The sequence below is a fragment of the Streptacidiphilus sp. PB12-B1b genome (assembly GCF_014084125.1).
Classification (GTDB): Bacteria; Actinomycetota; Actinomycetes; order Streptomycetales; family Streptomycetaceae; genus Streptacidiphilus.
Map to the genome: position 1 here is coordinate 1,937,583 of NZ_CP048405.1, position 26,979 is coordinate 1,964,561.

The following is a 26,979-nucleotide window of genomic DNA, read 5'->3' on the forward strand; positions in this document are numbered from 1 at the left end:
ACCGTCAGCAAGGCTGCTGCGCGGGGGAGTTCCATGGTCCGCCAGGGAACTCCCCCGTGCCGCCGTGCTGCTAGGCGTACAGGCGTCCGGCGAAGCGCCGGGCGAAGCCGTCGCCGGTGTTGGCGGTGACGGTGATGTCGTACCGTCCGGCCGAGGTGGCGTGCAGGGTGGTGCTGTAGCTGCCGCCCGCCGCCACCGTGACCGTGGTCGCCGAGCCACCGGAGGCCAGGTAGGCCACGTTGGGGTTGATGGTGAACACGGCTGACACCGTGCCCGCGTTGGTCAGCGTCAGGGCGAGCGTCGCGCCGTCCTTGTTGTCCACCACGTACGCCTCGGGGTGCGCCTTGGTGGTGCTGGACCAGGTGAGCACATTGCCCTGGAAGCCGCGCAGGTAGCCGTCCGGGCCGTGCAGGTCGATGTCGTAGGGGCCGCCGCCGTAGGTCTTGGCGGAGAAGTAGTCGGAGATGGAGCCGTTGGCCGCGCAGGTGTACGGCCAGGCGTCGTAGGTGCGGTCGTTGACGGTGTACGCGGTGAACGCCGCGCCGAGCGTGCCGGCCGAGACCGTCTCGAACCAGATCCGGCCGGTGGAGGTGTCGGTCCAGGAGGTGGTGTTGAAGGCGTAGCCGATCGGCTGCGCCGGGCGGTCGCCGCTCTCCTGCGCGGGCAGCGCGCCCGAGGCGGGGACCTTCGGCGCGGGCAGCGACTCCTCGTTGTTGGCGGCGGTGACCAGCGCGGCCGTGTTCGGCAGGTTGGTCGGGAACGCCACCGGGCTCTGCCCGAAGGTGAAGGCGCTGGTCAGGTCGCCGCTGACCTCGCGCCGCCAGGCCGAGATGTTGCTGCACTGCACGCCGGTCACCAGCTCGGCGAACTGCAGCGGCGAGGTGTGGTCGAAGGTCTGCGAGCAGACCCGGCCGCCGGTGGACCAGGGCGAGATCACCGTCATCGGCACGCGCGGGCCCATGCCGATGGGCAGCCCGTCGACGTACTCGGCGGCGGTGCCCGACGGCGCGGTCGGCGGGGCGACGTGGTCGAAGAAGCCGTCGTTCTCGTCGAAGTTGTAGAAGACGACGGTCGAGTCCCAGGTGGCCTGGTTACTGGCGATCGCCGAGAGCACGCCGTTGACGAAGTCGGCGCCGTCGGCCGGGCGGTTGGCCGGGTGCTCGCACTGCGCGGTCGGGGCGACGATCCAGGAGACGGTCGGGAAGGTCCCGGCCGCGATGTCGGCGGTGATGGCCGCGTTGATGCTGGCCACCCGCGCCATGCCGTTGGTGTACAGCGGCGAGGAGGTCGAGGCGTTCTTGAACTGGGTGAACCAGGCCAGCGGGTTGTCGTCGAAGTTGTCCGCCTCCTGGTAAACGCGCCAGGAGACGCCCGCGTCCTGCAGCATCTCCGGGTAGGTGGTCCAGGAGTAGCCGTCCTCGCTGTTGTCGGTGACCGGGCCGCCGCCGGTGCCGCTCGGGTCGATCATGCCCGTCCACTGGTACAGCCGGTTCGGGTTGGTCGGGCCCTGTACGGAACAGAAGTACTGGTCGCAGATGGTGAACGCGTCGGCCAGCGCGTAGTGGAACGGCAGGTCGCTGCGGTTGTAGTAGCCCATGGTGTACCCGGTCTTCTCCGGGATCCAGTTGTTGTTGAGCCCGCCGTTCCAGGCGCCGTGGGTGCCGCTCCACGAGTGGTCGAGGTCCTCGACCTGCTGGGCGTCGGTGAGCGCGGTGTTCAGGTGCCAGGGCAGCAGGATCGTTCCACCGGAGGCGGATCCCTTTGTCGACTGGCTCCAGACGTTGGAGCCCTTGGGGAAGCGCAGCAGCGAGGTGTCGCCGTAGCCGCGCACGCCCTGCAGGGTGCCGTAGTAGTGGTCGAAGGAACGGTTCTCCTGCATCAGGATGACGACGTGCTTGACCGAGGAGAGCGAGCCGCTGCCGGTGCTGGCCGCCATGGCGCGGCGCACAGTTCCGGGGAGCGGGAGTACACCGAGGGCGCCGCCCGCACCGATGGCGGCGGCCGAGCCGAGCAGTGTCCTGCGGGAGATGGGGGACATGTGCGGGGACCTTTCTTCGGGGGCGTGCGGGGCCGTGCGGGCCCGTACGAAGACGCGCGGAACCAGGGGAACGCACGGCGCTCACGGGTCGGGACTACCGAGAAAGGTGCTCCAGAAGGCCAGCACTTGTCTGGACATCTTTGTTGGACGGCGGATGAACCATCTGTGACGGGACGGCGCGCCGACCGCCCTCGGCGGCGCTCTCTGCAACAAATCCCGTCGCGCTCATTGTGCTTGACTGACAAAGACCTTACCTTCCAGTAACCACGATGTTTCCGTCGAGTAACATCCCGCTGGAGGCGCCCCCATGCCCAGACGCATCACCCTGTTGTCGCTGGTCACAGCACTGTTCTGTGCACTGATCGGTATGGCTCCGACAGCCGGTGCGGCAACACCGGCACGCACCGCGGCGAGCGTCGGCACCACCGGACCGACGTTCCTGACCATCCCCGGAGCCGACGGCACAGGGCTCAGCGCCAACGTCATGCAACCCACCTCGCCCGGCCCCCACCCGGTGATTGTGTTCATCTCGAGTTGGTCCCTGGACGACGTCGAGTACATCGCGCAGGAGACCTCGCTGGCCTCCCACGGCTACGTCGTCGTCTCCTACACCCCGAGGGCTTCCTCGACTCCGGCGGCCAGATCCACGTCGCCAGCCCGCAGGACGTCGCCGACGCCTCGTCCGTCATCGACTGGACGCTCGCCAACACCAGCGCCGACCCCAACCGCATCGGCTTCGCCGGGGTCTCCTACGGCGCCGGGCTCTCGCTGCTCGCCGCGGCCCACGACCCGCGGATCAAGGCCGTCGCCGCGATGAGCGCCTGGACCGACCTCACCTACTCGCTGTACGGCAGCCAGACCCGGCACCTGCTCGCCGCCGACCTGCTCGGCTTCCTCGGCCAGCTGACCGGCCGCCCCGACGCCCAGCTCAACCAGGCGCTCTCCGACCTCAGTTCGAACACGGACATCCCCTGGGTCGAGTCCTGGGCCGCCGTCCGCTCGCCCGACAGCTACCTCAGCCAGCTCGACGCCAACCACCCGGCCGTGTACATCGCCAACTCCTTCGGCGACAGCTTCTTCGCGCCCGACCAGGTCGTCTCGTTCTTCAACCAGTACACCGGGCCCAAGCGGCTCGACCTGGCCCCCGGCGACCACGCCACGGTCGAGCTCACCGGCCTGGCCGGTCTGCCCAACACCGTCTGGAGCAACGTCGCCGACTGGTTCGGCACCTACCTCGGCGGCGGCTCCACCGCCACCACCGGCGTCAACCTCACCTCCGTCGGCGGCAGCCAGCAGCACTACGCCGACTGGGCGAGCACCTCCACCGGCACCGACACCGTCAACCTGTCGCCCACCAGCATCAGTTCGGGCTACTACACGATCGCCAACGCCGGCGTGCCGTTCCTGACCAACGGCCTCACCCAGGTCACCGGCACCCCCGCGTCCATCTGGCTGCCGCTGGTGGACCGCTGGGACGCCGCCGTCTGGCAGGGCCCGACGCTCTCCTCCGGCGCCGCCATCCGCGGCATCCCGCACGCGCAGCTCACCATGACCCCCAGCGCGTCCAGCGGAACCCTCGTCGCCTATCTCTACGACGTCAACTGGCTGGGCAACGCCACCTTCGTCACCCATGCGCCCTACACCTACCTCGACGCCACCCCCGGCGCACCGCTGCACATCTCGCTGGACCTCAACGCCATCGCCTACGACGTCCCGGCCGGAGACCACCTGGCCCTGGTCGTCGGCACCAAGGACCTGCTGTACGCGGACGCCGACCAGACCGGCTCCACCGACGCGTTCAACGGCGGCACCCTGACCGTGCCCGTCGGCTGACCCCGGACGCACCGAGGGCCCGAGCCGCACCGGCTCGGGCCCTGCGCCATGAAGGCTCGGAGGAACGTCAGCAGAGGAGGGTCAGAACTCGCCGCGCAGCTTCGCCAGCGCCTCGTTCAGCAGGATCTCGCCGTCCTCGTCGCTGCGCCGCTCGCGCACGTACGCCAGGTGCGTCTTGTACGGCGCGGTGCTGGCCGCCGCCGGCGGGTTCTCCTGGTCCGGACCGGCCGGGAGCCCGCACTTGGGGCAGTCCCAGGTCTCCGGGATGGCCGCCTCGCTGGAGAAGCTCGGCCGGATGTGGTGGCCGTTGCCGCACCAGAACGACACGACGGTACGGGCCGCCAGTTCGCCCCGCTCGGTCTCGCCCATCGGGCCCGCGCCGATCCTGCTCCCGCGAATGCCGCTTCGTCCCTGTGCCACGGTGGTCACTCCCCTGCTCGATGTCTCGCTGCCCGGTCCGCGGCGAGCAGCCAGTGTACGTTCCCGGTGGCCCGTCTGCCGACAGCGGGTCCTGCGGACCCGGCTCCGGCCGACGCGCACGGGCCGTTCCCGGCCACGGCGTCCCCAGCGGTCCGCCGCTCTCCGTGTCGCTCGGCCCCCCGGTGGGCGGGCGGCGCCCCGGCCGGTGGGAGCGCACAAGGAGCATTCCCCCGCCGCCGGAGTCTCACCCCGCCGATTCCGCCGCCGTCCGGCCGACCGTCCCAGCACCGTACCCCGCGCCCGGGCCCACGTCACCCGGCCCCGGAACGCAGATCGGCACCCGCCCCTTCGCCGGGCGCAGCCAGGACGGGAACGAGTGCCGAACGAACGGACGAGCGCCTGCGTCAGCTCGCCAACAGCTGGTTGAGCAGCCGACGGTACTCGCGCAGGGTGCCGCGCAGGTCCTCGGTGGAGGTCCCGCTGTCGTCCGCCGCGCTGCCGGGGCCGCCGGACTGCCAGCCCGCGCGCAGCGAGCTGCGGGCCGAGGTCACCGACTCGGTGAACTGCGTCACCGCCTGCTCCAGCAGCGCGTCGGCCTCCTCCACCGAGTGCCGCGGGTCGTCCACGAAGCCGACCTGCACCGTCTGCCAGCGCGCCTGCAGCTTCTCCACGGCGTCCCCGGAGAGGAACCCCGCCGTCCCGGTCCCGGTAGCCGCATCCGTCCCGGCCGCGACCGGCTGCGCGTCGCTGGAAGCGGGTACCGCCTCACCGTTCGGTATCGCCCCGCCCGCCGGAACCACGTCGCCCGCCGGAACCGCCTCGTCCGCCACCACCGGCTCGCCCGCCGCCACCGGCTCGCTCACCGGCGTCACACCCGCCGCAGCCGACCGGTCGCCGTCGGCGCCGAGACCGTCCGTACCGAGGCCGTCCGTGCCGAGACCGTCCGTGCCGAGGCCGTCCGTGCCGGTGCCGGTCCCGTAGGCGTCGTCCCGGTCGGCATCCAGGCGCTTGACCATGTCGGCCCGCCGGTCCTCCCCGTCCTCGTCCAGGTCCACATCACTGTCCCGGTCGCCGTCCACACCGTCCTGATCCACACCGTCCCGGTCGAGGCCCCTGTCCCCGTTGACGTCCACGTCGGCCGACGCCTCCGCCGGATCTCTGTCCGCCTCGGTCGTGTCCTCGGCCGGCTCGGCGTCCCAGCGTGCGCGGTCCTTGAGATTGTCGCCCTTCTCGGCGAACCTGCGGTCGGGCATCAGGAAGTCTCCTCAGTGGTGGTGGACGAAGGCGCCGGACGCGGTGCCGGTACCCGGTTGTTCGGCAGGCTCTGCTGCCGGTCGCTGCCCTCGCCGGCGCCGACCAGCAGGTCGAAGGTGTTGCGGACGTCCACGAACGACGTCCGCAGCTCCTCGGTCGTGGCCTCGCCCTGACGCGCGTGCACCGCTGCCTCGCGGGAGGCGCGGTAGCCCGGGAGGGCCTTGTTGTGGTGCACGGACAGGGCGCCGTAGCGGTCGTCCTCCGGGTAGCCGGAGTCCCGCAGCACCTCGTTGAGCAGCTGGTCCGCGCCTATGACAGCCTTGGCGGGGGAGTCGACGAACTGCTCCTGCAGCGTGTTCCAGTCCGCGAGGAAGCGCTCGCGCTGCGCCGCGTCCAGCGGCTGGATGTCCAGCTTCTGGGCCCGCTTGACCCGCTCCTCCAGTTCGCTCTCGGCCGCGGCCCGATCACCTTCGTGCTCGGCCAACTCGCGTTCGTACTCGGGGCCGAAGCGCTCCTGGAGACGCCGACTCCGCATTCGCGGCCGCGCCGCCGTGAACGCGACCAGCGCGGCCACGACGACGACCGCTACCACGATCAGAATGATCACACCTGTGGACATGCCGTTCCTCTCCTGCCGATGGGGGCGCGGGCTGAGCAACGCGCTTCCTCATCTGGCGACTTGCCGCATCGCAGGCAGGCAAACGCAAACGGTGTGCCGGTACCGTTCAGCGGTTCGGCTCACCAGTGTGCTGACGGAGCGTCAATCTCTTTGGGCTACTTCAGAAGCCGTGACATCCGCCGGTCCGCCAGCGGCTTGCCGCCGGTCTGGCAGGTCGGGCAGTACTGCAGTGACGAGTCGCTGAACGACACCTCCCGGATGGTGTCGCCGCACACCGGGCACGGCTCCCCGGCGCGTCCGTGGACCCGCAGCCCGCTCTTCTTCTCCGACTTGAGGTCGCGCAGCGCCAGCCCCCGCGACCGCTCGATCGCGTCCCGCAGCGTGCTGCCGATCGCCGCGTACAGGACGGCCAGCTCCTCCTCGGTGAGCCGGGCGGCCAGTTTGAACGGCGACATCCGGGCCACGTGCAGGATCTCGTCGGAGTAGGCGTTGCCGATCCCGGCCAGCACCGTCTGATCCCGCAGCACCCCCTTGATCTGGCGCCGCTCCTCGGCCAGCATCGCGCCGAACACCTCCGGCGTGAACGCCTCGGCGAGCGGATCCGGCCCCAGCCGGGCCACCCCGGGCACGTCCTGCGGATCGCGTACGACGTAGATCGCCAGGTGCTTCTGCGTCCCCGCCTCGGTCACGTCGAAGCCGCCCCCGGGCTCCGCCAGCCGCACCCGCAGCGCCAGCGGCCCCTTGCCCGGCCGTGGCGGCGCCTCCGGCAGCGCGTCGTACCAGCGGATCCACCCGGCCCGCGCCAGGTGGACCACCAGGTGCAGCTCCCCGGCCCGCAGGTCCAGGAACTTCCCGTGCCGCCCCACCCCGTCGAACTCCCGCCCCTCCAGCGCGGTCACCGGCGGGTCGTACGTCTTCAGGGCGTGCACCGCCAGCGGATACACCCGCTCGACCGTCCGCCCGACGACGTGCTCCGCCAGGAACCGGCTGAGAGACTCCACCTCCGGCAATTCAGGCATACCCCCCAGTCTGCCCGCCCGCCGGTCCGACGGCACCCGGGGACCGCCCGCAGAGCGAGCGGCCCCCTACCGGGCGCGGCTCAGCCCGCGCGGACCCCGCCCGCCGCCAGCGCGGTCACCTCCGCGGTGGCCGCCGCCAGCGAGGCCGCCGCCAACCCCTGGAACCCGGCCAGCGCCGGAATGTCCGCCGCCCGGGTCAGGTCGGCGTTCACCAGGTACAGCCGCGACTCGGCCACCCCCAGGCCACGGAAGTAGCACCGGAGGTAGGGGAGCTGGAAGTCCATGCCCTCCCTCGGCGTCCCCGGGCCGTAACTGCCGCCGCGCGCGGTGACGACCACCACCCTGGTCCGGGCGAGCAGGTGCTCCCCGGTCGCCGGATCGGTGTAGGCGCCGGGGAAGGTCACCCGGTCGATCCACGCCTTCATCGCGGCGGGCACCGAAAGGTTGTACATCGGGGTGCCGATCAGGACGGTGTCCGCCGCCAGCAGCTCACTGATCAGCGGCAGGGTCAGCGCCCACTCCCGCTCCTCGTCGGCGTCCGCGACCAGCTCGGCCACCGTGTCCAGCGGAACGGCGCCGTGGCGCTCCACGCGCCGGCCCAGCGTGGCGTAGGCGCCGCCGGTCAGCGGCACCGGGTCGGCGGCGACGTCGCGGTAGCGGTAGCCGCTGCTGCCGTGCCGCTCGCGCCAGGCGTCCGCGAACAGCGCGGTCAGCTGCCTGCTGACCGAGTCGGCGGAGCGGCTGGGGCTGGCGTCCAGGTGCAGCAGGGCGGGTCGGTCAGCGGTCATCGGAGCACTCTCCCGGTCACGTCGTCATGGTTGGCTTCGTCAAGGTGGTGACGGACCGGAACGAGGAAAGGTGACCGATGGACGCGAACGACGGGCTGGCGCGGCAGTTCGAGGAGCACCGCGGCCGCCTGCGCGCCGTCGCCTACCGGATGCTCGGCTCGCTGGACGAGGCCGAGGACGCGGTGCAGGAGTCCTGGCTGCGGCTCAGCCGGGTCCGGCCGCAGGAGATCGGGAACCTGGCCGCCTGGCTGACCACGGTCGTCTCCCGGGTCTGCCTGGACCAGCTGCGCTCCCGCAGGACGCGGCCGGTGGAGCTGGTCGGCGAGCAGCTCCCGGAGCGGGTCGCCGAGGCCGACGACGACGCCGGCCCGGAGAGTGAGGCGCTGCTGGTGGACTCCGTCGGCCGGGCCCTGCTGGTGGTGCTGGACCGGCTGGCCCCGGCCGAGCGGGTGGCGTTCGTGCTGCACGACCTGTTCGCCGTGCCGTTCGACCAGATCGCCCCGATCGTGGAGCGCTCACCGGTCACCACCAAGAAGCTCGCCAGCCGGGCCCGGCTGCGGGTCCAGGGCACCCCGGCGGTCTCCGGCGCCCACCTCGCCGAGCAGCGGCGGGTGGTCGAGGCATTCCTCAGCGCTGCGCGCGGCGGGGACCTGGCGGCGCTGCTGGCGGTGCTGGCGCCGGACGTCGTCCGCCGGGCCGATCCGGCAGTGCTGCCGACCGGGGTGGCGGCCCTGGTGCGCGGCGCCGCCTCGGTGGCCCGGGAGACGGTGGTCCTCGGCCGTCGGGCCCGCTTCGCCGAACCGGCGCTGGTGGACGGCGTGGTGGGGGTGGTCGTCGCCCCGCACGGGCGGCTGGCGCTGGTGCTGACGGTCGACGTCGCGGCCGGGCGGGTGGCCGGCTATGAGGTCATCGCCGCCCCGGGCCGCCTGGACCGGCTCGACCTCGCCGTCCTGCCCCCGGTCAACGCCCTTGCCCCGCCTGCGGCACAGCTTCGTGGGCATCGAAGGTGAACAGCCCGTTCCGTCGCGTTCCCGGGCCCCCGGTGATCGAGGTCTTCGCCTCGGCGGTGGCGTCAACTCCCGTGCTGCCCTCGGGAAGCACGCCCCGGACGAACCCGCCGTCGTAGCCGTGTTCCGAGAAGAAAATGCCCCACGCCGGCAGGATGCGCTCCAGGCGCCCGCTGTCGGGATCGACCACGAGCTCGGGAAGGGCGTCCACGCGTTGCTGGATGATGAACGGCCCGCCCGCGCTGCGACGCAGCAGCTCCGCCCAGGCATCTGCCTCGGTCTCCCAGCCCGCCACGACGCCCTTGCCCGCAAAGCCCGCACCCGGTTTGAGGACCAGATCCTGCTGGTGCCCGATCGAGAAGCTCATGAGATCGACGCGCTCGTCCTCGTACCGGGTCCAGCCCTCACGCAGGACGCGCGTCCACGGGACCATGCGGTCGACAAGTTCCCGCTCGGCCCCGGAGAACGACTGCCGGTAGCTGTGGTCGGACAGCAGCGCCAGCGTCGCCTTGTCGTTGAAGAGGTGGCTCGTGGGCGGCGTGTGCAGCACGAGATTGCCCTGCTCCTGCACCTGGCAGATCATGTCGTAGACCGCTTGCCCGCTCACGTCGGCGATCAGCTGGTCCACCATGAAATACCGCAGCATGAGATCGATCGGCTGGTCGTCCAGATACACCCGGCCGTTCTTCTCCTTCAACTGGCCGAGTTCCCCGAGGACAAGCTGTATGCCGTGCCTCGCCAGCGAGTGCTGAATGGACCGAAAGCCGTTCTCCCAGGACGAGATCCCCCCGTCCGCCTCTATCGCGGCGATGACCGGCTCCCGGCCGCCCGATACCGGCGCGGCGGCCTCGCGGAGCAGAGCGGCCCGCGACGCCATGATGTCGGTGTATTCGAGGTGGAATTCCCTGGCGAATCCGGAGAAGGATTCCGCTGCCGTGAGGGCGTGATATACCTCCACCATGTCGGCGCCGCCGAGCCCGGTGTTCACGTTGAATTCGAGGAGCTTGAACCCCGACTCGTCCAGATACAGGTCCGCGCGCCCCGACCGCGGCGGCTCGGCATCGCGCAGCCGCCCGATCAGCGCGGTGCGCTCCTCGTCGATGCCGAGGGCGGAGCAGTACGCGCCGAGGTCGCCGGGGAACAGCCGCTCGGGCAGCGAGACGATGATGTCGAAAATGTCCCTGACGTCGGTGCCCAGCGCATCCATCGTCCCCCGGTCGGCGAAGAACGGCCTGGGGAGGAGATCGTAGGCGCTTTGGAACGATTCCGGCAGGGGGCTGGTCGCCATGACCGACCGCAGTCGTTCATCAGCCTGGCAGCGCCTCAGGTATTCGCTCGTGACACGGTCCGCCGTCATTTTCTCCACCGTCATGTCCAACCTCCATAAACACGTTCTGTGTACGCTGCGACGGCGGCGCCTCGCCCGTGCCGACGCGCATCACTCCGCGACGGCCGACACGACGGGCGTCCCCGCCGCAGACGGTCGCCCGACGGCGGAGCCGGGGCAGCGGACGGGGACTCTCCGTACGGCCACGCCGGCCGTGCCCGGAGCGGCAGGGCAGCTGCTCGCGTAGGTCACACGCTCGGCTGCCGGTGTTGGTTCACATCGAGGCGCCGGTACCGGCGTTGGTGCTGGTGTCGGTGTCGGTTTCGTGGGCGAAGTAGCCGGTGGGGGTCTTGGTCCCGTTGCCCAGGTGGGAGCCTTCCTGGACCTGGTAGAGGGAGTTGAACTCGGCTGCGGCGATGGGGAGCTGCCACTGGCCGGGTTCGCTGCGGACGGTCCTGGGGGTGGTGCCGCGGACGAGTTTGGCGGTGGGCTCGTTGTGGGCGGCGTGCGGGCCGTAGTAGATGGGCAGGGCGTCGGCCGCGCGGTAGGAGGGGATGAAGACGCGGCGGTACATGTCCGAGAGGTTCTTCTCCGAGCTGTGCAGGAGCAGGGGGTGGATGAAGACCACCGATCCTGCCGGTCCCTCGCAGTCGGTGACGGTGGCGTCGTCCAGTCCGGCGTCGGCGGGGGAGGCGACCTTGCCGACGAAGTGGCCGTCGGCCTCGTGCTTGAACAGGCCGTGCCGGTGGGAGCCGGGGACCACGCGCAGGCAGGCGTTCTCGCGGGTGGCGTCGTCCAGGTAGATGAGGGTGGCGACCAGGTCGGTGTTGGTGTGCGGGTAGTACGCGAAGTCCTGGTGCCATTCCACGACGCTGCCCACGCGCGGGGGTTTGACGTTGAGCTTGGAGTACTGCAGGACGATGTCGGGGCCGATCAGCTGCTCGACGGCGTCCAGGAGTCGGGTGTCCTCGGCGATGCCGGCGAAGAGCTTGTCCCGTGAGGTGGGTGCCCAGATGCGGCGGGCCCGGGAGCCGTCCTCCGGCTCGGCCTCGGCCACACTGGCCAGGTCCGCGGAGGAGAGCAGGCCGTCCACAACGGCTCGCGCCTGCTCGATCACCGCGGCGTCGAAAATCCCCTCGGCGACACAGAACCCGTTCTCGCGGTAGAAATCGACCTGCCCCTGGCTGAGGGTGATACCCATCGACGTGACCCTTTCGCAAGCAAACGTTCTGGCCCCTCGCAGACCCTCGCACGCCGCCGTCACCCGCCGCAAGGCACAATCCCGCCCGCCAGGGAGGCAGTTGACTCACTTCGTGTGCACTCTCCTGCCGCCTATCTGCCGCCGCCCGACCGAGTTCCCCCGAACCCGAAGCCGAAGCCGAACCCGAACCCGAACCCGGACCGGACGGGCGGCGGCCCGTCGCCGTGCACGCACGGCCTACGGCAGCTGCCCGGCCTGGTCCACGACGGCGCGGGTGATCACGGCCGTGCTGCTCAGTACCGTGCCTGCCTTGACGGCGGGGTCAGAGACGTCCTTCTGCGCGCTCGCGCTGAGCGTGGGGTTGCCGGACGGATTCGGCACCGTGGCGCTGTCGACCGCCTGGACCGACTCCGAAGCCAGGAACGCGTGGGTCTTCGCGTCGAAGATCCACTCGGTGCGCACCCCGAAGCTGTCCTCACGCGCGACGCCCACGCCCTTGCGGCCCAGCGTGTCCACGGCGTCCGGCACCAGTTCGGTACCGGGGATCAGCGCCGCAGCCCGGTAGAAGGCGGCGCTCACCGCCGCCGGAGCCGCCGTCCCGCCCAGCGCATCGCCGATGGCCACGAAGGCCTCGTCGTCGGGGGTGTGCCCCTTGCCCTGGGCCTGGGCGTAGATGAGCTTCAACAGCGCGTGCGGGTCGGTCGGGAGCGTGGCCAGGTAGGCGTAGGTGGGGGTCTGGATGCTCGGCTGGGTGACCGGGGCCAGCGGCTGGTGGGGCCTCGGCGGCGTGGCGTCCGGAGCCTCCAGCAGGCCCGCCTGGCTACCGTCCACCGAGAGCCAGAGCTGCCGCTCCGTCGGGGCGTAGACGCGGGCCGTGTCCTTGCCGCCGGCGTCCTGCACACCGCCGTACGAGCTGTCCATGGTCTTCACGTAGACGAACTGGTTACTGCGCGGCACGGCGCCGCTGTTCGCGCTGTAGGCCGTGTCGGCGATGCTGTCCAGCAGCGCCACCGCCTGCCGGTGCGAACCCGTGAGGGGCTCGCCGACGGCCATCAGCGCGTTGGTGCTGCCGCCGGGGTCGGCGGTGCCGCCGGCCGAGGTGGTCAGCGCCACCGCGGCGACGACGGCAGCCGCCGCAGTCAGCGCGCCTGCGGCCAGCCACCCACGACGGGCGGTCGACGGTGCTGCGGGCTGGTGGATCTCGGTCATCAGGTGCCCCCTGAGTGCAGTGCGGCGGTCGTCCATGAGGGCCGGTACGCCGGGGGCGGGCAGGAGTGCGGACAGCTCGGCCCGCTCCTCCGGGCTCGGGGCGGCGTTCATCGGTTTGTTCCCTTCTGGTACGACGGGGACGGCTCATCCCGTCCTGCCCGGTACTGTCCGGACTTGTGGGCGAGTTCCAACTCCTTTGCGGCGAGCGCCTGGAGACGGGTCCGCGCGCGGGAGAGGCGCGAGCGGACGGTACCCACCGGCACGCCCAGGGCCTCCGCCGCCGAGACGTAGTCCAGACCGGACCAGACCACCAGCGCGAACACCTCACGCTCAGGGCGCCGCAACGCCGCCAGCGCGCGCCGGGCCGCCGCCAATTTCGCCGCGTCGTGCATGCGGTCCACCAGTTCGTCGGCGAAGTCCGGGACGAGCTCGCGCGGCGGCATGCGCTCCATCGCCGCCCGGTGCCGGCGCGCCGAACGCGCGGTGTTGCGCAGCACGTTGGTGGCGATGCCGAACAGCCACGGGAGCAGCGGTCCGCCGTCCTCGTGCAGCGAGGTCCGCAGCCGCCAGGCCTCCAGGAAGGTCAGCGAGACCACGTCCTCGGCGGCGGACCAGTCACCGGTGCTGCGCGCGGCGTACCGGTGGATGGCCTGGCCATGGCTGTCGAAGAGCGCGGCGAAAGCCGCCGTGTCCCCGGCGCGTATCCGGGTGCGTTGGGAGTTCTCCACACCCTCTCCTGTCCGCACCGAGCAAGGAGTTCCCACACCTTTCCCCAAGCCCCCACAGCGCGCCCAACTCGACCCAGCCCGCAGCCGCCTCCTCACCTGCGGGGGACTCAACTGTAAAAGCCGCGTCCGAACTCCTCACGGCTCACCGTGAAGCGGACGGGCTCCTCAATGCGTAGTCGTTCGTAGCGATCGGCGACGTGGTCGATCGCGGTGGGAATGCTGCAGGCGTAGCGCTCGCGTATGAGGATCAGAGCTCGCACGATCTCCCCGTTGAAGATCCGCGCGTCCACCTCGGGCCAAGGCGCAGCGGCTGGGCCGTCAGCCGTCATGGGAGCCTGTTCCCCCGGCGTTGAAGGCGGCTCGGCACATCTGAACCTCGGCCTCCGCTGCCTCCATGAACCAGGACATGACCGCGTAGGGATGTCCAGTCCTTGCCTCCCCAGAAACGGATCGCCGGATCAGCCTCCGGGTCCTCGTCGGGGACCGTGACAGCGACGAAGCAGTCGCCGGGGAGCGAGAACGTGCTGACAAGGCAGTAGCGCTGGCCGTGATGGGTGAGAGTACGAGCAGGCATGCCCACGATGCTGTCACGCGCCTTCTGGCCTGACGACCGAATACAGCGGCCGGCCCCCGCCGTTCTCGATCGAGGACAGCGAGGGCCGGATCATCACTGACGCTCAGCCAGGCATTTTAGGATCACCTTCCGCATGCGTTCCACATGAGGTTGATAATCGCTGATGACCAGCGCTCACTGCTGCGGGCCCTGCCAGTGGCAGGACCCGCAGCTCGGCACGGTCAGTTACCCTCCTGACGAACCAGTACTGTCCTTGATGGTCCAGGTCCCGCCCACGCACACCGGTGGACCGTACGTGTAGGTCTTCCCCGAAGGCGTCGTTGCGATGTACTCGATGTCATCGTGGCACCCTTTGGAAATCCCGAGGTTGACCGCCCAGACATTCTTGGCCCCCGGGTATACCAGCCCAGGGGACTCGGGGACGGGTAGGGCTGCGGGAGTGCCGATGTCGAGGTGACTGATTCGAACCCGCACGTTCAGTTCGTTGTGGATGGTGAGTTGGGAACCGGGCTCGCAAGCAGTGAGCCCGAGCACCACCAGGGCGCACGCGGCCAGGGCCGCGCCGCTCGACCGGGGCCGCTGCCGACCACCGGAGACGGTGGTGTGTTGAGGAAGCATTACGATCCACGTACCTCGGCTTCATTGGTCATGAGGAGATCCACGGCGCACTCACGCCCGAGGAGATTCAGGCGGCCCGCGAGGAGATCCACGGCGCGGTCCCGCGCGGCGAGGTCGCGTGAGCGGGACCCGGGTCCTCGACAGCGAAGCGTTCTCGCTCTACCTGCGGGCCGATCGGAAGATGACGGCCCGCCTCGCGGTGGCCCTCCAGGACGACACCCGGGTCGTGATCGCCGCCGCCACCATCGTCGAGGCTGACCACGTCAAGGTGCATCCTGCAAGACTCGACTGGGCTCTGTCCCGCCTGGTTGCCGTCCCCCTCACTCAGGGACTGGCCCGGACCGCGTCGAATCTCCTGAAGGACGCGGGTCTGCACGGGCACAAGTACGCGATCGACGCCATGGTCGTCGCCACCGCCCTTGCTGCTGCGGAGAAACCGGTCACCGTGCTGACCCCGGACGTGGACGACATCTCCACCCTGCTCGGCGACCGGTTGGACCGCCCCGGCCTCGGGCGGACCGGCGGCTCCGCGCAGGTCCGGGTCCTGGCTGTCTGACGCCGAGCGGCCTGCCGGCTACGGCTGTTGTCACTCGTGGTGGTAGCGGCACTGGGCGATGAGGACGGTGTCGTCGGTGGCTTTGTAGATCAGTCGGTGCTCGTCGTTGATCCGGCGCGACCAGTAGCCCTGGAACCCGTGCTTGAGGGGCTCCGGCTTGCCGATGCCCTCGTTCCCGTTGCTGGCGATGTCGGCGATGAGGGCGTTGATCCGCTTCAGGGTCTTGCGGTCCTGAAGCTGCCACCACAGGTAGTCCTCCCAGGCGCGGGAGGCGAAAACGATCTTCACTCGTCGGTCGCCAGCTCACGCACCGTGCCGCCACCGTTCTCCAACTCGTCGATGGACGCGAGCAGGCGGCGGGCGTTCGCGGGGCTGCGCAGCAGGTATGCCGTCTCCTTGAGGGACTCGTAGTCCTCCAGGGACACGATGACGACGGGATCGTGTCCGGCGCGGGTGATGACGACCTCTTCTCGATCGTCATTGACGGAGTTGAGTACCTCCGCGTACCGCGCGCGGGACTCGGAATACGTCATCGTCTTCATGGCTGGCCCTTCTTTGACGTACAACAAACTGTACGTCCATGGCTGTGATGCTGCAAGCATGGATGCCATAGGCTCCCGGTTGGTCGCCGCGCCTTGTGCCCGTGCATGCGAAGGGCCGTCGTTCGCGCTCCCCTGGCGGGAGGCGCGAACGACGGCCCGGTGGCCCCAAGGGGCAACTGCCCGATGTGACCTGTGGTGATGCTAGATGTCGAAGTAGAGCTCGAACTCGTGCGGGTGGGGGCGGAGGGCGATGGGGGCGACCTCGGCGGTGCGCTTGTAGTCGATCCAGGTCTCGATGAGGTCCGGGGTGAAGACGCCGCCGGCGAGGAGGTAGTCGTGGTCGGCCTCGAGGGCCTCCAGGACGGCCGGGAGGGTGGCCGGGACCTGGGGGACCGCGGAGTGCTCCTCGGGGGCGAGCTCGTAGAGGTCCTTGTCGACCGGCTCCAGCGGCTCGATCTTGTTCTTGACGCCGTCGAGGCCGGCCAGCAGCATCGCCGAGAAGGCGAGGTACGGGTTGGAGGACGGGTCGGGCGCGCGGAACTCGATGCGCTTGGCCTTGGGGTTGGCGCCGGTGATCGGGATGCGGATCGCCGCGGAGCGGTTGCGCTGCGAGTAGACCAGGTTGACCGGGGCCTCGAAGCCGGGGACCAGGCGGTGGTACGAGTTCACCGTGGGGTTGGTGAAGGCCAGCAGCGAGGGGGCGTGCTTGAGCAGGCCGCCGATGTAGTAGCGGGCCATGTCGGAGAGGCCCGCGTAGCCCTGCTCGTCGTAGAACAGCGGGGTGCCGTCCAGCCACAGGGACTGGTGGCAGTGCATGCCGGAGCCGTTGTCGCCGAAGATCGGCTTGGGCATGAAGGTCGCGGTCTTGCCGTTGCGCCAGGCGACGTTCTTGATGATGTACTTGAACAGCATCAGGTCGTCGGCGGCGGCGAGCAGGGTGTTGAACTTGTAGTTGATCTCGGCCTGGCCGGCGGTGCCCACCTCGTGGTGCTGGCGCTCGACCTGGAGGCCGTTCTTGGCCAGCTCCAGCGACATCTCGGCGCGCAGGTCGGCGAAGTGGTCGACCGGCGGGGCCGGGAAGTAGCCGCCCTTGTAGCGCACCTTGTAGCCGCGGTTGCCGCCCTCTTCGACGCGACCGGTGTTCCAGGCGCCCGCCTCGGAGTCGATCTCGTAGAAGGACTTGTTCTGCTTGGTCTCGAAGCGGACGTCGTCGAAGACGTAGAACTCCGCCTCGGGGCCGAAGTAGGCGGTGTCGGCGATGCCGGAGGAGGCGAGGTACGCCTCGGCCTTCTTGGCGACGTTGCGCGGGTCGCGGCTGTACTGCTCGCCGGTGATCGGGTCGTGGATGAAGAAGTTGATGTTGAGGGTGGAGTCCTTGCGGAAGCCGTCGAGCCGGGCGGTGCTGAGGTCGGGCACCAGCGCCATGTCGGACTCGTGGATCGCCTGGAAGCCCCGGATCGACGAGCCGTCGAACATCAGGGTCTCGCTCGGGTCGAAGGCCTCCGCCGGAACCGTGAAGTGCTGCATGACGCCCGGCAGGTCACAGAACCTGACGTCGACGAACTTGACGTCGTTGTCCCGAATGTAGCCGGACACTTCGTCGGCGTTGCTGAACATCCATCCTCCTCGACCCGGCAAGCGCCAGGATTGCGGGTGCGGGGCCGCCGGTCCCGTCGGCAGCGCCGGTGCTGGCCACCATAGGAACAGGCCGTTTCCCGCCGGTGACCCTAATGTTTCACGCCTGTTAAGCGCTCCAGGTCAAAGGGCGGAAAACCCTTGCGGTTCCTGGCTTCCACGGGGGCGGCGCCCGGGGCCGGGGTTCACTCCCAGGAGGGTGGTCTATACCTCTTGCCCGGGGCGGCCGGAACCACACCCCTCGCCCGCACCGGGCGTCACCCGGGCACCTCCACCCTAGCCCCGGGGCCGTCCCGGGAACGACCCCCGGGCGCAAATCGGGATCCCTCGGGCGGCTACTGTGGGCCCGTGGACGAGAGCAGAAAAATCATCGGATCGTGGATCGAGGGCCCCCGGGCCGGGGCCGAGCAGCTCGGCGCCGACTTCGGTTACCGGGGCCGTCGGCTGGGGCTGCCCGAGGAGGGCCCGGGCTCCATCGCCTCCACCGGCCGCAGGCTGGTCGCGGTCCTCATCGACTGGTGGCTGTGCGCGCTCATCTCGTACGGGCTCATCGCGCACCGCAACCCGGTGGTGGCCAACTACTGGACGATGTTCGTCTTCTTCGTGCTGAGCGTGCTCACCATGAGCGCGGTCGGCAGCACCCCGGGCAAGCGCCTGCTCGGGCTGCGCGTGGTCCGGCTGGACGGCGGCCGGGCCAGCATCGCCCAGATCCTGCTGCGGACGGTGCTGCTGCTGCTCGCCGTGCCCGCGCTGGTCTGGGACCGGGACGGGCGCGGCCTGCACGACAAGGCCGTGGCCACCGTCGAGGTCCGGATCTGAGCGAGGTCCGGATCCGAGCCGTGGTCCGGAGCTGAGCCGACGTCCGGATCCCAGTCGCGGTCCGGATCCGACCGGACCCCGCCCCGGACCGCAGTGCCCGGGACGTCGAGCGGCCCCGGTCGCGCGCCTCGCTGGAGGCGGCGCGGCCGGGGCCGTTGTCTGTCCGTCGTGTGGGGGAGGGCCGACCCCGTCGCGCAGGCTCCCCGGCGCACCGGTACCGATACGGGACCGGATTCGGCGGGGGCGGTGCAGCGCGGGAGGGGTCAGCGCCCCTTGGGCATCCGCGCGCTCTTGGGCAGCGGACCCTTCGGGATCGGCGCGTTGCTCATCAGGTCGCCCATCGCCCGCAGCCGGTCGTTGATCTGGGTGACCTGCTTGGCCGGAAGCGTCCGCGGCATTTTGGTGAGGTGCACGTGCAGCTTCTTCAGCGGCACCTGGCCCTCGCCGTCGCCGACGATGATGTCGATCACCGGGACGTTGCCGATCATCCGGTTCATCCGGCGCTTCTCTTCGGCGAGCATCGGACGCAGCCGGTTGACGTTGCCCTCGGCGACGAGCACGATGCCGGGGCGGCCGACCGCCCGGTGGATGGCGTCCTGCTGGCGCGTGGCCGCGACCACCGGGGTGACGCTCCAGCCGCGCTTGATGTTGTTGAGCACGGCCGCCGCGGCGCCGGGCTGTCCCTCCATCTGGCCGAAGGCGGCCTTCTCGGCCCGGCGGCCGAAGATGATGACCGCGCCCAGCACGCCGAGCACGAAGCCCAGGATGCCCAGGTAGATCGGGTGCCCGATTGCGAACCCGATAGCGAGGAGCACCGCGAAGGTGCCGATCCCGGTACCGGCGGTGATGAGACCGATCTTCGAGTCGACCCGTTTGGTCATGGTGTACGCCAGACGAATCTGCTTGAGCCGTCCGGAGTTTTCGTCGGTGGTTTCCTGCCTCGCCATGAGGCTCATCGTACGTGGCCACCGGGCCCGTTGCCCAAGCCCGGGTGCCCCGGTCTGTCTCGGGTCGATCTCGGCTTGATCTCGGCCGCCGGACGGGTGACGCCGGACGGGGCGGTCAGCGCACCGCGCGGATCGGCGTCCGCTCGCTCTCCTGCCGGTCCTGGGCATGGCGGCGGTTCTCGCAGACCGCGTCCCAGGCGTTGCGGCGCGCGGTCTGCTGGCCGCTGCTGAGCAGGACGGACTCGGCCCTGCGCAGGGCCCCCGCCAGCAGGGAACCCTTGATGATGCCGGAGAACTGCGGCTGCATGGTGGAACCACTCCCCTTGTGGTCGTGCTGCGGGCGGTGGTGCCGCGCTCCCCGGAGGGGACATTCCCCGCGCGGCTGCCATCACATCGTCACCACATTGTGTTACCGCCTGGTGACCCATGGGTCAAACCCAGATGAAGCCTCGGCGTGTGCTGTTCCCCACATCCTCCCCCGGGGCCCAGGTCAGACGGTTGCGCCGCGCCGCTCCAGGGCCTGCCGGTACAGCCGTCCGGCGCGGTAGGACGAACGGACGAGCGGTCCGGACATGACGCCCGCGAAGCCGATCTCCTCGGCCTCCTGCTGCAGCTCGACAAACTCCTGCGGCTTGACCCAGCGCTCCACGGGGTGGTGCCGGGGGAGGGGCGCAGGTACTGGGTGATGGTGATCAGCTCGCAGCCGGCCTGGTGCAGGTCGCGCAGGGCCTCGCTGACCTCCTCGCGTGTCTCGCCCATGCCGAGGATCACGTTGGACTTGGTGACCAGGCCCACCGCCCGGGCCTCGGTGATCACGCTGAGCGAGCGCTCGTAGCGGAAGCCGGGGCGGATCCGCTTGAAGATCCGGGGCACGGTCTCGACGTTGTGCGCCAGCACCTGCGGACGCGAGGAGAAGACCTCGGCCAGCTGCTCCGGCACCGCGTTGAAGTCCGGGATGAGCAGCTCGACGCCGGTCCGGCCGCTCTCGCGTTCGGCGGTGACGGCGTGGATCTGCCGGACCGTCTCGGCGTACAGCCAGGCGCCGCCGTCCTCCAGGTCGTCGCGGGCGACGCCGGTGATGGTGGCGTAGTTCAGGTCCATGGTGAGCACGGACTCGGCGACGCGGCGGGGCTCGTCGCGGTCGAACTCGGCCGGCTTGCCGGTGTCGATCTGGCAGAAGTCGCAGCGCCGGGTGCACTGGTCGCCGCCGATGAGGAAGGTCGCCTCCCGGTCCTCCCAGCATTCGAAGATGTTGGGGCAGCCGGCCTCCTGGCACACCGTGTGCAGGCCCTCGCGCTTCACCAGCGACTGCAGGGCGGTGTACTCGGGGCCCATCTTCGCCCGGGTCTTGATCCACTCCGGCTTGCGCTCGATGGGGGTCTCGCTGTTGCGGACCTCCAGACGCAGCATCTTCCGGCCGTCGGGTGCGACAGCGGACACGTAGCGGCTCCCTCAAGGTTGGCGTATTGCAATGTTGACCGACAGGCGGTGCCCCCAGGGTACGCCTGTACTTTCGCGGGTTCCGCCGGGCGTTGCTCCCGCTATCGAAGGGAGGGCTGCGCCGTCGCGGTCTCTTCGACGGCAACAGCGCCGGCGGCCGCCTGATTCCCGCCCCGGTCGGACGCGTGTGCGGGCGTGTGTGCCGGGGCGGGCGTGGTGGCGGGTGCCGGGGCCGGTGCGCCTGCGGTGCCGGTGGCGGGGCCTGCGGTCAGCACCTCGCGCAGGTGCCGCTCGACCACCGGCAGCGCCTCGGAGACCGGGACGTCGCGGCCCAGCTCGGTGCTGAGCGAGCCCACGCCGGCGTCGCGGATGCCGCAGGGGATGATCCGGTCGAACCAGGTCATGTCCGGGTCGCAGTTGAGTGCGAAGCCGTGCATGGTCACCCCGCGGGCGACCCGCACCCCGATCGCGGTGAGCTTGCGGTCGTCGCCGCGCTGCCCGGCGTTGGAGGCGGCGTACTCCGGGCCGGCCAGCCGGGGGTCCAGGCCGAGCTTGGCGCCCATGCGCAGGGTCAGCGCTCCGACGTTCACCACCCGGTCGGCGTCCACGACCGCGTCCGGCAGCTCCTGGCCGAGCACCCAGACGCCGCTGCGCCCCTCGATCCGGGTGGTTGCCACGCCGAACTCGGCGCAGGCTCGGATCAGGGCCTCCTCCAGCCGGCGGACGTAGGCGACCACGTCCATCGGCTGGTCCAGCTTGACGATCGGGTAGCCGATCAGCTGGCCGGGGCCGTGCCAGGTGATCTCGCCGCCGCGGGTCACCTCGACCACCGGGGTGCCGTCGAGCGGGCGGTCCTCGGGGCGGGTGCGGCGGCCGGCGGTGTAGACCGGCGGGTGTTCCAGGAGGAGGACGGTGTCCGGTATCTCGTCGGCGACCCGCAGGGCGTGCAGCCGCAGCTGCTCGGCCAGGGCCTCCTCGTACGGGACCGCGCGCTCGCCGATGCCCAGGTGTACAAAACGCAGCTCGCCGCTCACCAGGTGCCGCCCCTTCAGGCCGTTCTGTCGTTCTCCTGTCGGCAACTGTACGGCGGCGCGGACGGGCACCGGGAGCACGGGCGACAGGGGTGGGGTGACAGAAGTCAGATGACAGGGGCGGGATGACAGATATTGAAATCTGTCAGTGCATAGTCCATAGTTGTCATCACGTACTCGAAAGGATTCCCCCATGAACCAGCGCCAGCTCGGCAGCACCGGCCCCCGCCTCTCCGCCATCGGCCTCGGGGCGATGGGCATGTCCGGCATGTACGGCCCCAGCGACGAGGCCGAGTCCATCGCCACCGTCCACGCCGCCATGGACGCCGGGATCACTCTCATCGACACCGGCGACTTCTACGGCATGGGCCACAACGAGCTGCTCATCCGCGACGCCCTGCGCAGCAGCGGCCGCGACCGCGGCGAGGTCGCGGTCAGCGTGAAGTTCGGCGCCCTGCGCGACTACGACGGCGGCTGGCACGGCACCGACTCCCGCCCGGAGGCCGTCGGCAACTTCCTGGCCTACTCCCTGCGACGCCTGGGCACCGACTACGTCGACATCTACCGCCCGGCCCGGCTGGACCCGGCCGTCCCGATCGAGGAGACCGTCGGCGCCATCGCCGAGCAGGTCAAGGCCGGGCATGTGCGGCACATCGGCCTGTCCGAGGTCGGCGCCGAGACCCTGCGCCGCGCCCACGCCGTGCACCCCATCGCCGACCTGCAGATCGAGTACTCGCTGATCTCCCGCGGCATCGAGTCCGAGATCCTGCCGGTCGCCCGCGAGCTGGGCATCGGCATCACCGCCTACGGCGTGCTCTCCCGCGGGCTGATCAGCGGCCATTGGAGCGCCGACCGCCCGCTGGCGCCCGGCGACTTCCGCGGCATCAGCCCGCGCTTCTCCGGCGACAACCTGGACGCCAACCTGGCCCTGGTGGAGGCGCTGCGCACGGTCGCCGAGGCGCGCGGCGCCAGCACCGCCCAGGTCGCCATCGCCTGGGTGCTGGCGCAGGGCGAGGACATCGTCCCGCTGGTCGGCGCCCGCCGCCGGGAGCGGCTGGCCGAGGCCCTGGGCGCGCTGGACGTCCGGCTGGACGACGCCGACCTGCGGGCCGTCGAGGAGGCCGTCCCGGCCGGGGCGGCTGCGGGTGACCGGTACATTGCTGCCCAGATGGCGCATCTGGACAGCGAGAAGTAGCAGCACGGCGGCCGTGGCGGCAGCCGGTACGTCACAGCGAGAGGCGGGGCCGTAGCGGTCATGGCGGAAACAGCGCTCACCACGGAGCAGATCCTGGAGGCGGCGGAGGACGTCCTGCGCCGCTTCGGCCCCGCCAAGGCCACGGTCGTGGACGTGGCCCGGGCGCTGGGCGTCAGCCATGGCACGGTCTACCGGCACTTCCCGAGCAAGGCCGCGCTGCGGGACGCGGTCACCCGCAACTGGCTGGACCGCGCCCATGCCGCGCTGCCCGCCGTCGCCACCGGTCCGCAGCCGCCCGACCGGCGGCTGCGGATCTGGCTGGAGACCCTGTTCGAGGCCAAGCGGCACAAGGCCCTGGACGACCCGGAGCTGTTCGAGACGTTCTCGGTGCTGGCGAACGAGAGCAGTGCTCTCGTCGATGAGCACCTGATGGTTCTGGAAGCACAGCTCGCGGCGATCATCGCGGAGGGCCAGGACGACGGCCTCTTCGCCGCCGGCGAGGACCCGAGGACCCTGGCCCGCGCGGTGTTCCAGGCCACCTCCCGGTTCCACGATCCGGGATACGCCGCCGCCTGGGCCGCCCCCGGCGCCGAGGCCGAGCTGGGCTCCCTGGTGGACCTGCTGCTGCGCGGCCTCGCCCGCGCCTGAGCGCGAGCGCCCCGGCGCACCCACGCAGGGCCGTGCTGTCCCCGGATCGGGCGGTCCTTGTCACCCGATCGGACGAACGCACAGGCGTACTCGGCCATACGGGGCAAATGCTCGCTACATTCGCGCCGTTCCCGTAGGGAGCTCGCGGCGTACTCCGGGGAGCGCATCCCCCGGGAGCGGCGGGCACCCGGAAGGTGTGTGGCATATGCCCCAACGGCCAGTAACCGACCGGCCGACGACCGAGCCGCGACCGGACCGCCCCGCGGTTCCGGATCGGTCCCGACCCGTCGACCAGCGGATCAGCCCGACCCGGGCTCTGGAGTCACCCGCGAGCCCGTCCGCCCCGGCGAGCCCCGGCTCGCCCAGGCCCGCCGCCGGACGTCCGCACGAACAGAGACCCCGCGACCCGCGCGCGGGCGACCCGCGTACCGGCGACCCGCGTACCGGCGACCCCAGGGCCGGCGACCAGCGCGCCGCCGACCAGCGCTCCCAGAACCAGCGGCTCTCCGCCCTGATCGAGGAGGCGGGCTTCTCGCACGCCGGGCTGGCCCGTCGGGTCGACCAGCTCGGCATCGAGCACGGCCTCGACCTGCGCTACGACAAGACCTCGGTCACCCGCTGGCTGCGCGGCCAGCAGCCCCGGGGCGCCACCCCGGCGCTGATCGCCGAGGTCTTCACCCGCCGCCTGGGCCGCCGGCTGTCCGCGCAGGACCTCGGCCTGGACGCCTGCGCCCCGGTCTACGCGGGCCTGGAGTTCGCCGAGTCGCCCGCCGAGGCGGTGGACATCGTCAGCAGCATGTGGCGCAAGGACACCGGCGTCCACTCCGAGCTGCGCCGCATCGCCTTCACCCCGGCCGGGCTGGTCGTGCCCAGCCGCGACTGGCTGATCGGCCGCAGCGACGACCGGGTCGCCCGGGAGACCTCCCAGGACCTGGGCGTCGCCCCCTCCGCGCGGCTCCCGCTGCGCCCCGGCGGGCCCGGCGCCCCCGGTACGGCCGGGCCGGGCGGAACCCCCAGCGGAAACGTCCCGCCGCAGTCCCGCCGCCCGCTGGTCAGTGGCACCGACCCGGGCCCGCTCACCGGGCAGCTGCCGCCCCCGCCCCCGCCGCGCGGCCTGCAGCGCGTCGGGCGCGGCGACGTGGCCGCCGTCCGCGCCGTCGGCGACCTGTTCCGCTCGCTGGACAACGCCTACGGCGGCGGCCACGCCCGGCAGGCGCTGATCCGCTACCTGGAGAGCGAGGCCGAGCCGATGCTGCGCGGCCGCTACAACGAGGCCATCGGCCGCTCCCTGTTCGGCGCGGTCGCCGACCTCACCCGGCTGGCCGGCTGGACCTCGTACGACATCGGCGCGCACGGGCTGGCCCAGCGCTACTTCGTCCAGGCGCTGCGGCTGGCCCAGGCCGCCAACGACCGGCTCTACGGCGGCTACGTGCTGGTCACCATGAGCCGCCAGGCCGTCTACCTGGGCCACGGCCGGGAGGCGGTGCAGCTCGCCCGGGTCGCCCAGCAGGGCGTCGGCGCGGTCGCGCCCACCACCGTGCAGGCCCTGATGCACGCCGCCGAGGCGCGCGGGCACGGCCTGATCGGCGACGCCCGCTCCTGCACCACCGCGCTGGTCCGGGCCGAACGGGCGCTGCAGGCCGCCCGCCCCGGCGACGAACTGCCCAGCTGGGCGCGGTTCTTCGACGAGGCCCAGCTCGCCGACGAGTTCGGCCACTGCTACCGCGACCTGCAGCAGTGGCGCCCCTGCGCCCAGCACGCGGAGCGCTCGCTGCGGCTGCGCACCGCCCCCTACGCCCGCAGCCGGGTCTTCTGCCGGACGGTGCTGGCCACCGCCCGGCTCGGCATGGGCGAGGTGGACGAGGCGTGCGCGGCGGCCACCGAGGCGCTGCGCGGGGCCTCGGAGATGCGATCGCTGCGGGCGGTGGAGTACCTCCGCGAGTTCAGCCGCAGGCTGGCCCCGTACCGGGGCAATGCCGCGGTGCGGGCCTTCGAGGAGGCCGCGCACGGGGCCGGGGTGATCTGAGCGGGGGGCCGCGCCAGGGTCGGGCTGGGGTCGGGCCGGGGCCGCGCCAACGTCGGGCCGGGGCCGCCCGCGCCCGGCGCCACGGGCCTGCGGCGGTGCGCGTACGGGGGCGCGCCGCCGCAGCACGGCCGGGCCGGGCCGCCGGACGGCCGCCCGGCCGGTCAGGCGCCGTCAGGCCGCCAGGCCGGTCTCCACCACCGTCCCGGCCAGCCCCAGGTCCTGCAGGACGGCCGCCGCCGCCCGCTGCCCGGACGCCAGCGCCCCCTGTGCGCTGCTGGTCTCCCGGTGGTCCCCGCACACGTACAGGCCGCGCAGCACCCGCACCGGGCGGCGGAAGTGGTGCGGCGGCGGCATGGCCGGCAGGGCGTCCGGCAGGTGGCGTACGGCCAGGAACTCCCAGCCGCTGCTGTCCGCCCCGTACAGCCGCCCCAGGCGGCGGCGGACCAGCGGTTCCAGGGCCTCCGGGCCGTCCGGGCCGTAGGAGCGGCGGCCCAGCACGGTCGAGGCGACCAGCGCCGCGCCGCCGGGCGCGTAGGACCGGTCGATCTCGGTGAGCACCAGGGCGTGCGACAGCGGCTCGCCGGGGTCCGCGTCCAGCAGCAGCCGCGGCTCGGGACAGGGCGACTCGGCCGCGGCGTGGTAGTAGGTGGTGACCGGGTGGTGGCGGGGCTGGTGCAGCCCGGGCAGCAGCCCGCCGGCGCTGCGCGCGTCGGTGGCGATCACCACCGCCCGGCAGCCGAAGCGGCCGTGCCGCTCGGTGTCCACCCCGTCCGCCGACACCGAGCGGACCCGCACGCCCAGCTGGACCGTCCCGGCGGGCAGGCCCTCGGCCAGTTGCAGCGGCACGGCGCCGACGCCGCCCGCGGGCAGGCACAGCCGCCCCCGGGCGTAGCCGCGCAGCGCCAGGTCGGCCACCCTGCTGCTGGTCCCCAGCTCGGGATCGCCCAGCAGGGCCACCAGCAGCGGGCGGATGAAGCCGTCCAGGGTGCGGGCGGGGATGCCGCGCTCGGCGAGCGCCCGGGCGGTGGTGTGCTCGGGGCGGGCCAGCAGCCGCTCCGTGGGCGTGGCCGCCAGCCTGGCCAGGGCTGCGCCCAGCCGGGCGCGGTCCCAGGGGCCGCCGATCGGCGCCCGGGAGGCGCTCAGCGCCAGCCGGGGGACGGTCGGCGGGCCGACCCGGTAGCGGCGGCCGTGCCGGTTCACCAGGACGTCCGGGGTGAGCGCGCGCAGGTCGAGCCGGTGCAGGTCGAGGGCGTCGCCGAGGTCGGGGAAGGACGTGTTCAGCAGGTGCGCGCCGTGGTCCAGGCGGAAGCCCCGGTGCTCGTGGGCCGCCATCCGGCCGCCGATCCGGTCGGCGGCCTCTAGGACCGTGACCTCGGCCCCGGCGGCGGCCAGCCGCCGGGCCGCGGCCAGCCCGGCGACCCCGGCTCCGACGACCACCACGTCGGCCCGGCGCCGGTGCGGCCGGCGTGCGGACTGCGCCGGCTGGCCCTGCGGGTGCTGCTGGA

General features: G+C 71.6%; 26 protein-coding genes and 2 pseudogenes. 8 read left to right on the forward strand and 20 right to left on the reverse strand.

What is annotated here, in order from left to right; genetic code table 11:
- Positions 1 to 70: 70 nt before the first annotated feature.
- Both GXW83_RS08785 and GXW83_RS08790 read right to left on the reverse strand, forming a co-directional pair.
- On the reverse strand, positions 71 to 2,038 hold the full coding sequence (locus GXW83_RS08785) for a phosphocholine-specific phospholipase C (protein WP_182442519.1): 1,968 nt from the start codon (positions 2,036 to 2,038) through the stop codon (positions 71 to 73).
- A 225-nt stretch (positions 2,039 to 2,263) separates the two neighbouring features.
- Entirely contained in the window at positions 2,264 to 2,524 is a 261-nt protein-coding gene (locus tag GXW83_RS08790) for a hypothetical protein (RefSeq protein ID WP_182442520.1), read from the reverse strand.
- Here GXW83_RS08790 and GXW83_RS35295 point away from each other — a divergent pair.
- Positions 2,523 to 3,136, forward strand: a pseudogene (locus tag GXW83_RS35295) (CocE/NonD family hydrolase); the annotation flags it as partial. The gene GXW83_RS08790 and the pseudogene GXW83_RS35295 sit on opposite strands and share 2 nt — an antisense overlap.
- Positions 3,137 to 3,397: 261 nt before the next feature.
- Positions 3,398 to 3,871, forward strand: a complete 474-nt coding sequence (locus tag GXW83_RS35300; protein ID WP_370466868.1) for a CocE/NonD family hydrolase C-terminal non-catalytic domain-containing protein — start codon at positions 3,398 to 3,400, stop codon at positions 3,869 to 3,871.
- A gap of 81 nt (positions 3,872 to 3,952) precedes the next feature.
- Here the strand turns inward: GXW83_RS35300 and GXW83_RS08800 are convergent, their stop codons facing one another.
- The 5 genes from GXW83_RS08800 to GXW83_RS08820 form a co-directional block, all read right to left on the reverse strand.
- Positions 3,953 to 4,291, reverse strand: a complete 339-nt coding sequence (locus GXW83_RS08800) for an RNA polymerase-binding protein RbpA (protein ID WP_182442522.1) — start codon at positions 4,289 to 4,291, stop codon at positions 3,953 to 3,955.
- 404 nt (positions 4,292 to 4,695) lie between these two features.
- Complete coding sequence (locus GXW83_RS08805; RefSeq protein ID WP_182442523.1) at positions 4,696 to 5,544, reverse strand: hypothetical protein; 849 nt, start codon at positions 5,542 to 5,544, stop codon at positions 4,696 to 4,698.
- Positions 5,544 to 6,164 (reverse strand): hypothetical protein, encoded by a 621-nt coding sequence (locus tag GXW83_RS08810; protein WP_182442524.1) that lies wholly within the window; start codon positions 6,162 to 6,164, stop codon positions 5,544 to 5,546. The genes GXW83_RS08805 and GXW83_RS08810 overlap by 1 nt, the downstream gene beginning before the upstream one ends.
- Positions 6,165 to 6,319: 155 nt before the next feature.
- Positions 6,320 to 7,183, reverse strand: coding sequence for an Fpg/Nei family DNA glycosylase (locus GXW83_RS08815; RefSeq protein WP_182442525.1), 864 nt, complete (start codon positions 7,181 to 7,183; stop codon positions 6,320 to 6,322).
- Positions 7,184 to 7,263: 80 nt separating this feature from the next.
- Positions 7,264 to 7,971, reverse strand: a complete 708-nt coding sequence (locus tag GXW83_RS08820) for an FMN-dependent NADH-azoreductase (RefSeq protein WP_182442526.1) — start codon at positions 7,969 to 7,971, stop codon at positions 7,264 to 7,266.
- Between the two features lie 77 nt (positions 7,972 to 8,048).
- On the opposite strand from GXW83_RS08820, the gene GXW83_RS08825 reads away from it, so the two are divergent.
- Positions 8,049 to 8,981 (forward strand): sigma-70 family RNA polymerase sigma factor, encoded by a 933-nt coding sequence (locus GXW83_RS08825; RefSeq protein WP_182442527.1) that lies wholly within the window; start codon positions 8,049 to 8,051, stop codon positions 8,979 to 8,981.
- On the opposite strand, the gene GXW83_RS08830 is transcribed toward GXW83_RS08825, so the two are convergent.
- The 5 genes from GXW83_RS08830 to GXW83_RS08850 all read right to left on the reverse strand — a co-directional run bounded on the left by GXW83_RS08830 (position 8,932) and on the right by GXW83_RS08850 (position 13,772).
- Complete coding sequence (locus GXW83_RS08830; RefSeq protein WP_182442528.1) at positions 8,932 to 10,350, reverse strand: hypothetical protein; 1,419 nt, start codon at positions 10,348 to 10,350, stop codon at positions 8,932 to 8,934. The two genes, GXW83_RS08825 and GXW83_RS08830, sit on opposite strands and share 50 nt — an antisense overlap.
- Positions 10,351 to 10,579: 229 nt before the next feature.
- A complete protein-coding gene (locus tag GXW83_RS08835) occupies positions 10,580 to 11,506 on the reverse strand; it encodes a phytanoyl-CoA dioxygenase family protein (RefSeq protein WP_182442529.1) in 927 nt (308 codons plus the stop codon).
- 237 nt (positions 11,507 to 11,743) lie between these two features.
- Positions 11,744 to 12,826 carry a CU044_5270 family protein gene (locus GXW83_RS08840; protein ID WP_182442530.1) on the reverse strand — a complete coding sequence of 361 codons (1,083 nt, stop codon included), beginning with the start codon at positions 12,824 to 12,826 and terminating at the stop codon, positions 11,744 to 11,746.
- The gene (locus GXW83_RS08845) at positions 12,823 to 13,443 is read right to left on the reverse strand and encodes an RNA polymerase sigma factor (RefSeq protein ID WP_182442531.1); all 621 of its coding nucleotides are present in this window, start codon (positions 13,441 to 13,443) and stop codon (positions 12,823 to 12,825) included. Before GXW83_RS08845 ends, GXW83_RS08840 begins: the two co-directional genes overlap by 4 nt.
- Positions 13,444 to 13,550: 107 nt before the next feature.
- The gene (locus tag GXW83_RS08850; protein ID WP_225446852.1) at positions 13,551 to 13,772 is read right to left on the reverse strand and encodes a hypothetical protein; all 222 of its coding nucleotides are present in this window, start codon (positions 13,770 to 13,772) and stop codon (positions 13,551 to 13,553) included.
- A 981-nt stretch (positions 13,773 to 14,753) separates the two neighbouring features.
- Here GXW83_RS08850 and GXW83_RS08855 point away from each other — a divergent pair.
- On the forward strand, positions 14,754 to 15,191 hold the full coding sequence (locus GXW83_RS08855; protein WP_182442532.1) for a DNA-binding protein: 438 nt from the start codon (positions 14,754 to 14,756) through the stop codon (positions 15,189 to 15,191).
- A gap of 30 nt (positions 15,192 to 15,221) precedes the next feature.
- Here GXW83_RS08855 and GXW83_RS08860 read toward each other — a convergent pair whose 3' ends face one another.
- The 3 genes from GXW83_RS08860 to glnA all read right to left on the reverse strand — a co-directional run bounded on the left by GXW83_RS08860 (position 15,222) and on the right by glnA (position 17,350).
- Complete coding sequence (locus GXW83_RS08860; RefSeq protein WP_182442533.1) at positions 15,222 to 15,479, reverse strand: Txe/YoeB family addiction module toxin; 258 nt, start codon at positions 15,477 to 15,479, stop codon at positions 15,222 to 15,224.
- Complete coding sequence (locus GXW83_RS08865) at positions 15,476 to 15,733, reverse strand: type II toxin-antitoxin system Phd/YefM family antitoxin (protein ID WP_182442534.1); 258 nt, start codon at positions 15,731 to 15,733, stop codon at positions 15,476 to 15,478. Before GXW83_RS08865 ends, GXW83_RS08860 begins: the two co-directional genes overlap by 4 nt.
- A gap of 201 nt (positions 15,734 to 15,934) precedes the next feature.
- Positions 15,935 to 17,350 (reverse strand): type I glutamate--ammonia ligase, encoded by a 1,416-nt coding sequence (glnA, locus tag GXW83_RS08870; protein ID WP_182442535.1) that lies wholly within the window; start codon positions 17,348 to 17,350, stop codon positions 15,935 to 15,937.
- A 366-nt stretch (positions 17,351 to 17,716) separates the two neighbouring features.
- Between glnA and GXW83_RS08875 the strand changes: the two genes are divergently transcribed.
- Complete coding sequence (locus GXW83_RS08875; RefSeq protein WP_182442536.1) at positions 17,717 to 18,187, forward strand: RDD family protein; 471 nt, start codon at positions 17,717 to 17,719, stop codon at positions 18,185 to 18,187.
- Between the two features lie 263 nt (positions 18,188 to 18,450).
- On the opposite strand, the gene GXW83_RS08880 is transcribed toward GXW83_RS08875, so the two are convergent.
- The 4 genes and pseudogenes from GXW83_RS08880 to lipB all read right to left on the reverse strand — a co-directional run bounded on the left by GXW83_RS08880 (position 18,451) and on the right by lipB (position 21,611).
- Positions 18,451 to 19,134: a DUF4191 domain-containing protein gene (locus GXW83_RS08880; protein WP_370466607.1), complete on the reverse strand. Its 684-nt coding sequence runs from the start codon at positions 19,132 to 19,134 to the stop codon at positions 18,451 to 18,453.
- A gap of 115 nt (positions 19,135 to 19,249) precedes the next feature.
- Positions 19,250 to 19,441 carry a hypothetical protein gene (locus GXW83_RS08885; protein WP_182442538.1) on the reverse strand — a complete coding sequence of 64 codons (192 nt, stop codon included), beginning with the start codon at positions 19,439 to 19,441 and terminating at the stop codon, positions 19,250 to 19,252.
- Between the two features lie 183 nt (positions 19,442 to 19,624).
- Positions 19,625 to 20,574: pseudogene (lipA, locus tag GXW83_RS08890) on the reverse strand (lipoyl synthase).
- 101 nt (positions 20,575 to 20,675) lie between these two features.
- Positions 20,676 to 21,611, reverse strand: a complete 936-nt coding sequence (gene lipB / locus GXW83_RS08895) for a lipoyl(octanoyl) transferase LipB (RefSeq protein ID WP_182447176.1) — start codon at positions 21,609 to 21,611, stop codon at positions 20,676 to 20,678.
- 187 nt (positions 21,612 to 21,798) lie between these two features.
- Between lipB and GXW83_RS08900 the strand changes: the two genes are divergently transcribed.
- The 3 genes from GXW83_RS08900 to GXW83_RS08910 all read left to right on the forward strand — a co-directional run bounded on the left by GXW83_RS08900 (position 21,799) and on the right by GXW83_RS08910 (position 25,474).
- Positions 21,799 to 22,800 (forward strand): aldo/keto reductase, encoded by a 1,002-nt coding sequence (locus GXW83_RS08900; protein ID WP_182442539.1) that lies wholly within the window; start codon positions 21,799 to 21,801, stop codon positions 22,798 to 22,800.
- 60 nt (positions 22,801 to 22,860) lie between these two features.
- Positions 22,861 to 23,448, forward strand: a complete 588-nt coding sequence (locus GXW83_RS08905; RefSeq protein ID WP_182442540.1) for a TetR/AcrR family transcriptional regulator — start codon at positions 22,861 to 22,863, stop codon at positions 23,446 to 23,448.
- A 205-nt stretch (positions 23,449 to 23,653) separates the two neighbouring features.
- Entirely contained in the window at positions 23,654 to 25,474 is a 1,821-nt protein-coding gene (locus GXW83_RS08910) for a regulator (protein ID WP_225446853.1), read from the forward strand.
- Positions 25,475 to 25,645: 171 nt separating this feature from the next.
- Here GXW83_RS08910 and GXW83_RS08915 read toward each other — a convergent pair whose 3' ends face one another.
- Positions 25,646 to 26,914, reverse strand: a complete 1,269-nt coding sequence (locus GXW83_RS08915; RefSeq protein WP_225447455.1) for an FAD-dependent oxidoreductase — start codon at positions 26,912 to 26,914, stop codon at positions 25,646 to 25,648.
- Positions 26,915 to 26,979: the final 65 nt, after the last annotated feature.

Excerpts from the sequence above, each read along its gene's own strand:
- GXW83_RS08815 (WP_182442525.1), bottom strand. The coding sequence starts at position 7,183 with ATGCCTGAATTGCCGGAGGTGGAGTCTCTCAGCCGGTTCCTGGCGGAG.
- GXW83_RS08880 (WP_370466607.1), bottom strand. The coding sequence starts at position 19,134 with ATGGCGAGGCAGGAAACCACCGACGAAAACTCCGGACGGCTCAAGCAG.
- GXW83_RS08910 (WP_225446853.1), top strand. The coding sequence starts at position 23,654 with ATGCCCCAACGGCCAGTAACCGACCGGCCGACGACCGAGCCGCGACCG.
- GXW83_RS08820 (WP_182442526.1), bottom strand. The coding sequence starts at position 7,971 with ATGACCGCTGACCGACCCGCCCTGCTGCACCTGGACGCCAGCCCCAGC.
- GXW83_RS08835 (WP_182442529.1), bottom strand. The coding sequence starts at position 11,506 with ATGGGTATCACCCTCAGCCAGGGGCAGGTCGATTTCTACCGCGAGAAC.
- GXW83_RS08830 (WP_182442528.1), bottom strand. The coding sequence starts at position 10,350 with ATGACGGTGGAGAAAATGACGGCGGACCGTGTCACGAGCGAATACCTG.
- GXW83_RS08840 (WP_182442530.1), bottom strand. The coding sequence starts at position 12,826 with ATGAACGCCGCCCCGAGCCCGGAGGAGCGGGCCGAGCTGTCCGCACTC.
- GXW83_RS08905 (WP_182442540.1), top strand. The coding sequence starts at position 22,861 with ATGGCGGAAACAGCGCTCACCACGGAGCAGATCCTGGAGGCGGCGGAG.
- GXW83_RS08825 (WP_182442527.1), top strand. The coding sequence starts at position 8,049 with ATGGACGCGAACGACGGGCTGGCGCGGCAGTTCGAGGAGCACCGCGGC.
- GXW83_RS08810 (WP_182442524.1), bottom strand. The coding sequence starts at position 6,164 with ATGTCCACAGGTGTGATCATTCTGATCGTGGTAGCGGTCGTCGTCGTG.
- glnA (WP_182442535.1), bottom strand. The coding sequence starts at position 17,350 with ATGTTCAGCAACGCCGACGAAGTGTCCGGCTACATTCGGGACAACGAC.
- GXW83_RS08850 (WP_225446852.1), bottom strand. The coding sequence starts at position 13,772 with ATGACGGCTGACGGCCCAGCCGCTGCGCCTTGGCCCGAGGTGGACGCG.
- GXW83_RS08865 (WP_182442534.1), bottom strand. The coding sequence starts at position 15,733 with ATGAAGACGATGACGTATTCCGAGTCCCGCGCGCGGTACGCGGAGGTA.
- GXW83_RS08790 (WP_182442520.1), bottom strand. The coding sequence starts at position 2,524 with ATGACGTTGGCGCTGAGCCCTGTGCCGTCGGCTCCGGGGATGGTCAGG.
- GXW83_RS08805 (WP_182442523.1), bottom strand. The coding sequence starts at position 5,544 with ATGCCCGACCGCAGGTTCGCCGAGAAGGGCGACAATCTCAAGGACCGC.
- GXW83_RS08900 (WP_182442539.1), top strand. The coding sequence starts at position 21,799 with ATGAACCAGCGCCAGCTCGGCAGCACCGGCCCCCGCCTCTCCGCCATC.
- GXW83_RS08785 (WP_182442519.1), bottom strand. The coding sequence starts at position 2,038 with ATGTCCCCCATCTCCCGCAGGACACTGCTCGGCTCGGCCGCCGCCATC.
- GXW83_RS08885 (WP_182442538.1), bottom strand. The coding sequence starts at position 19,441 with ATGCAGCCGCAGTTCTCCGGCATCATCAAGGGTTCCCTGCTGGCGGGG.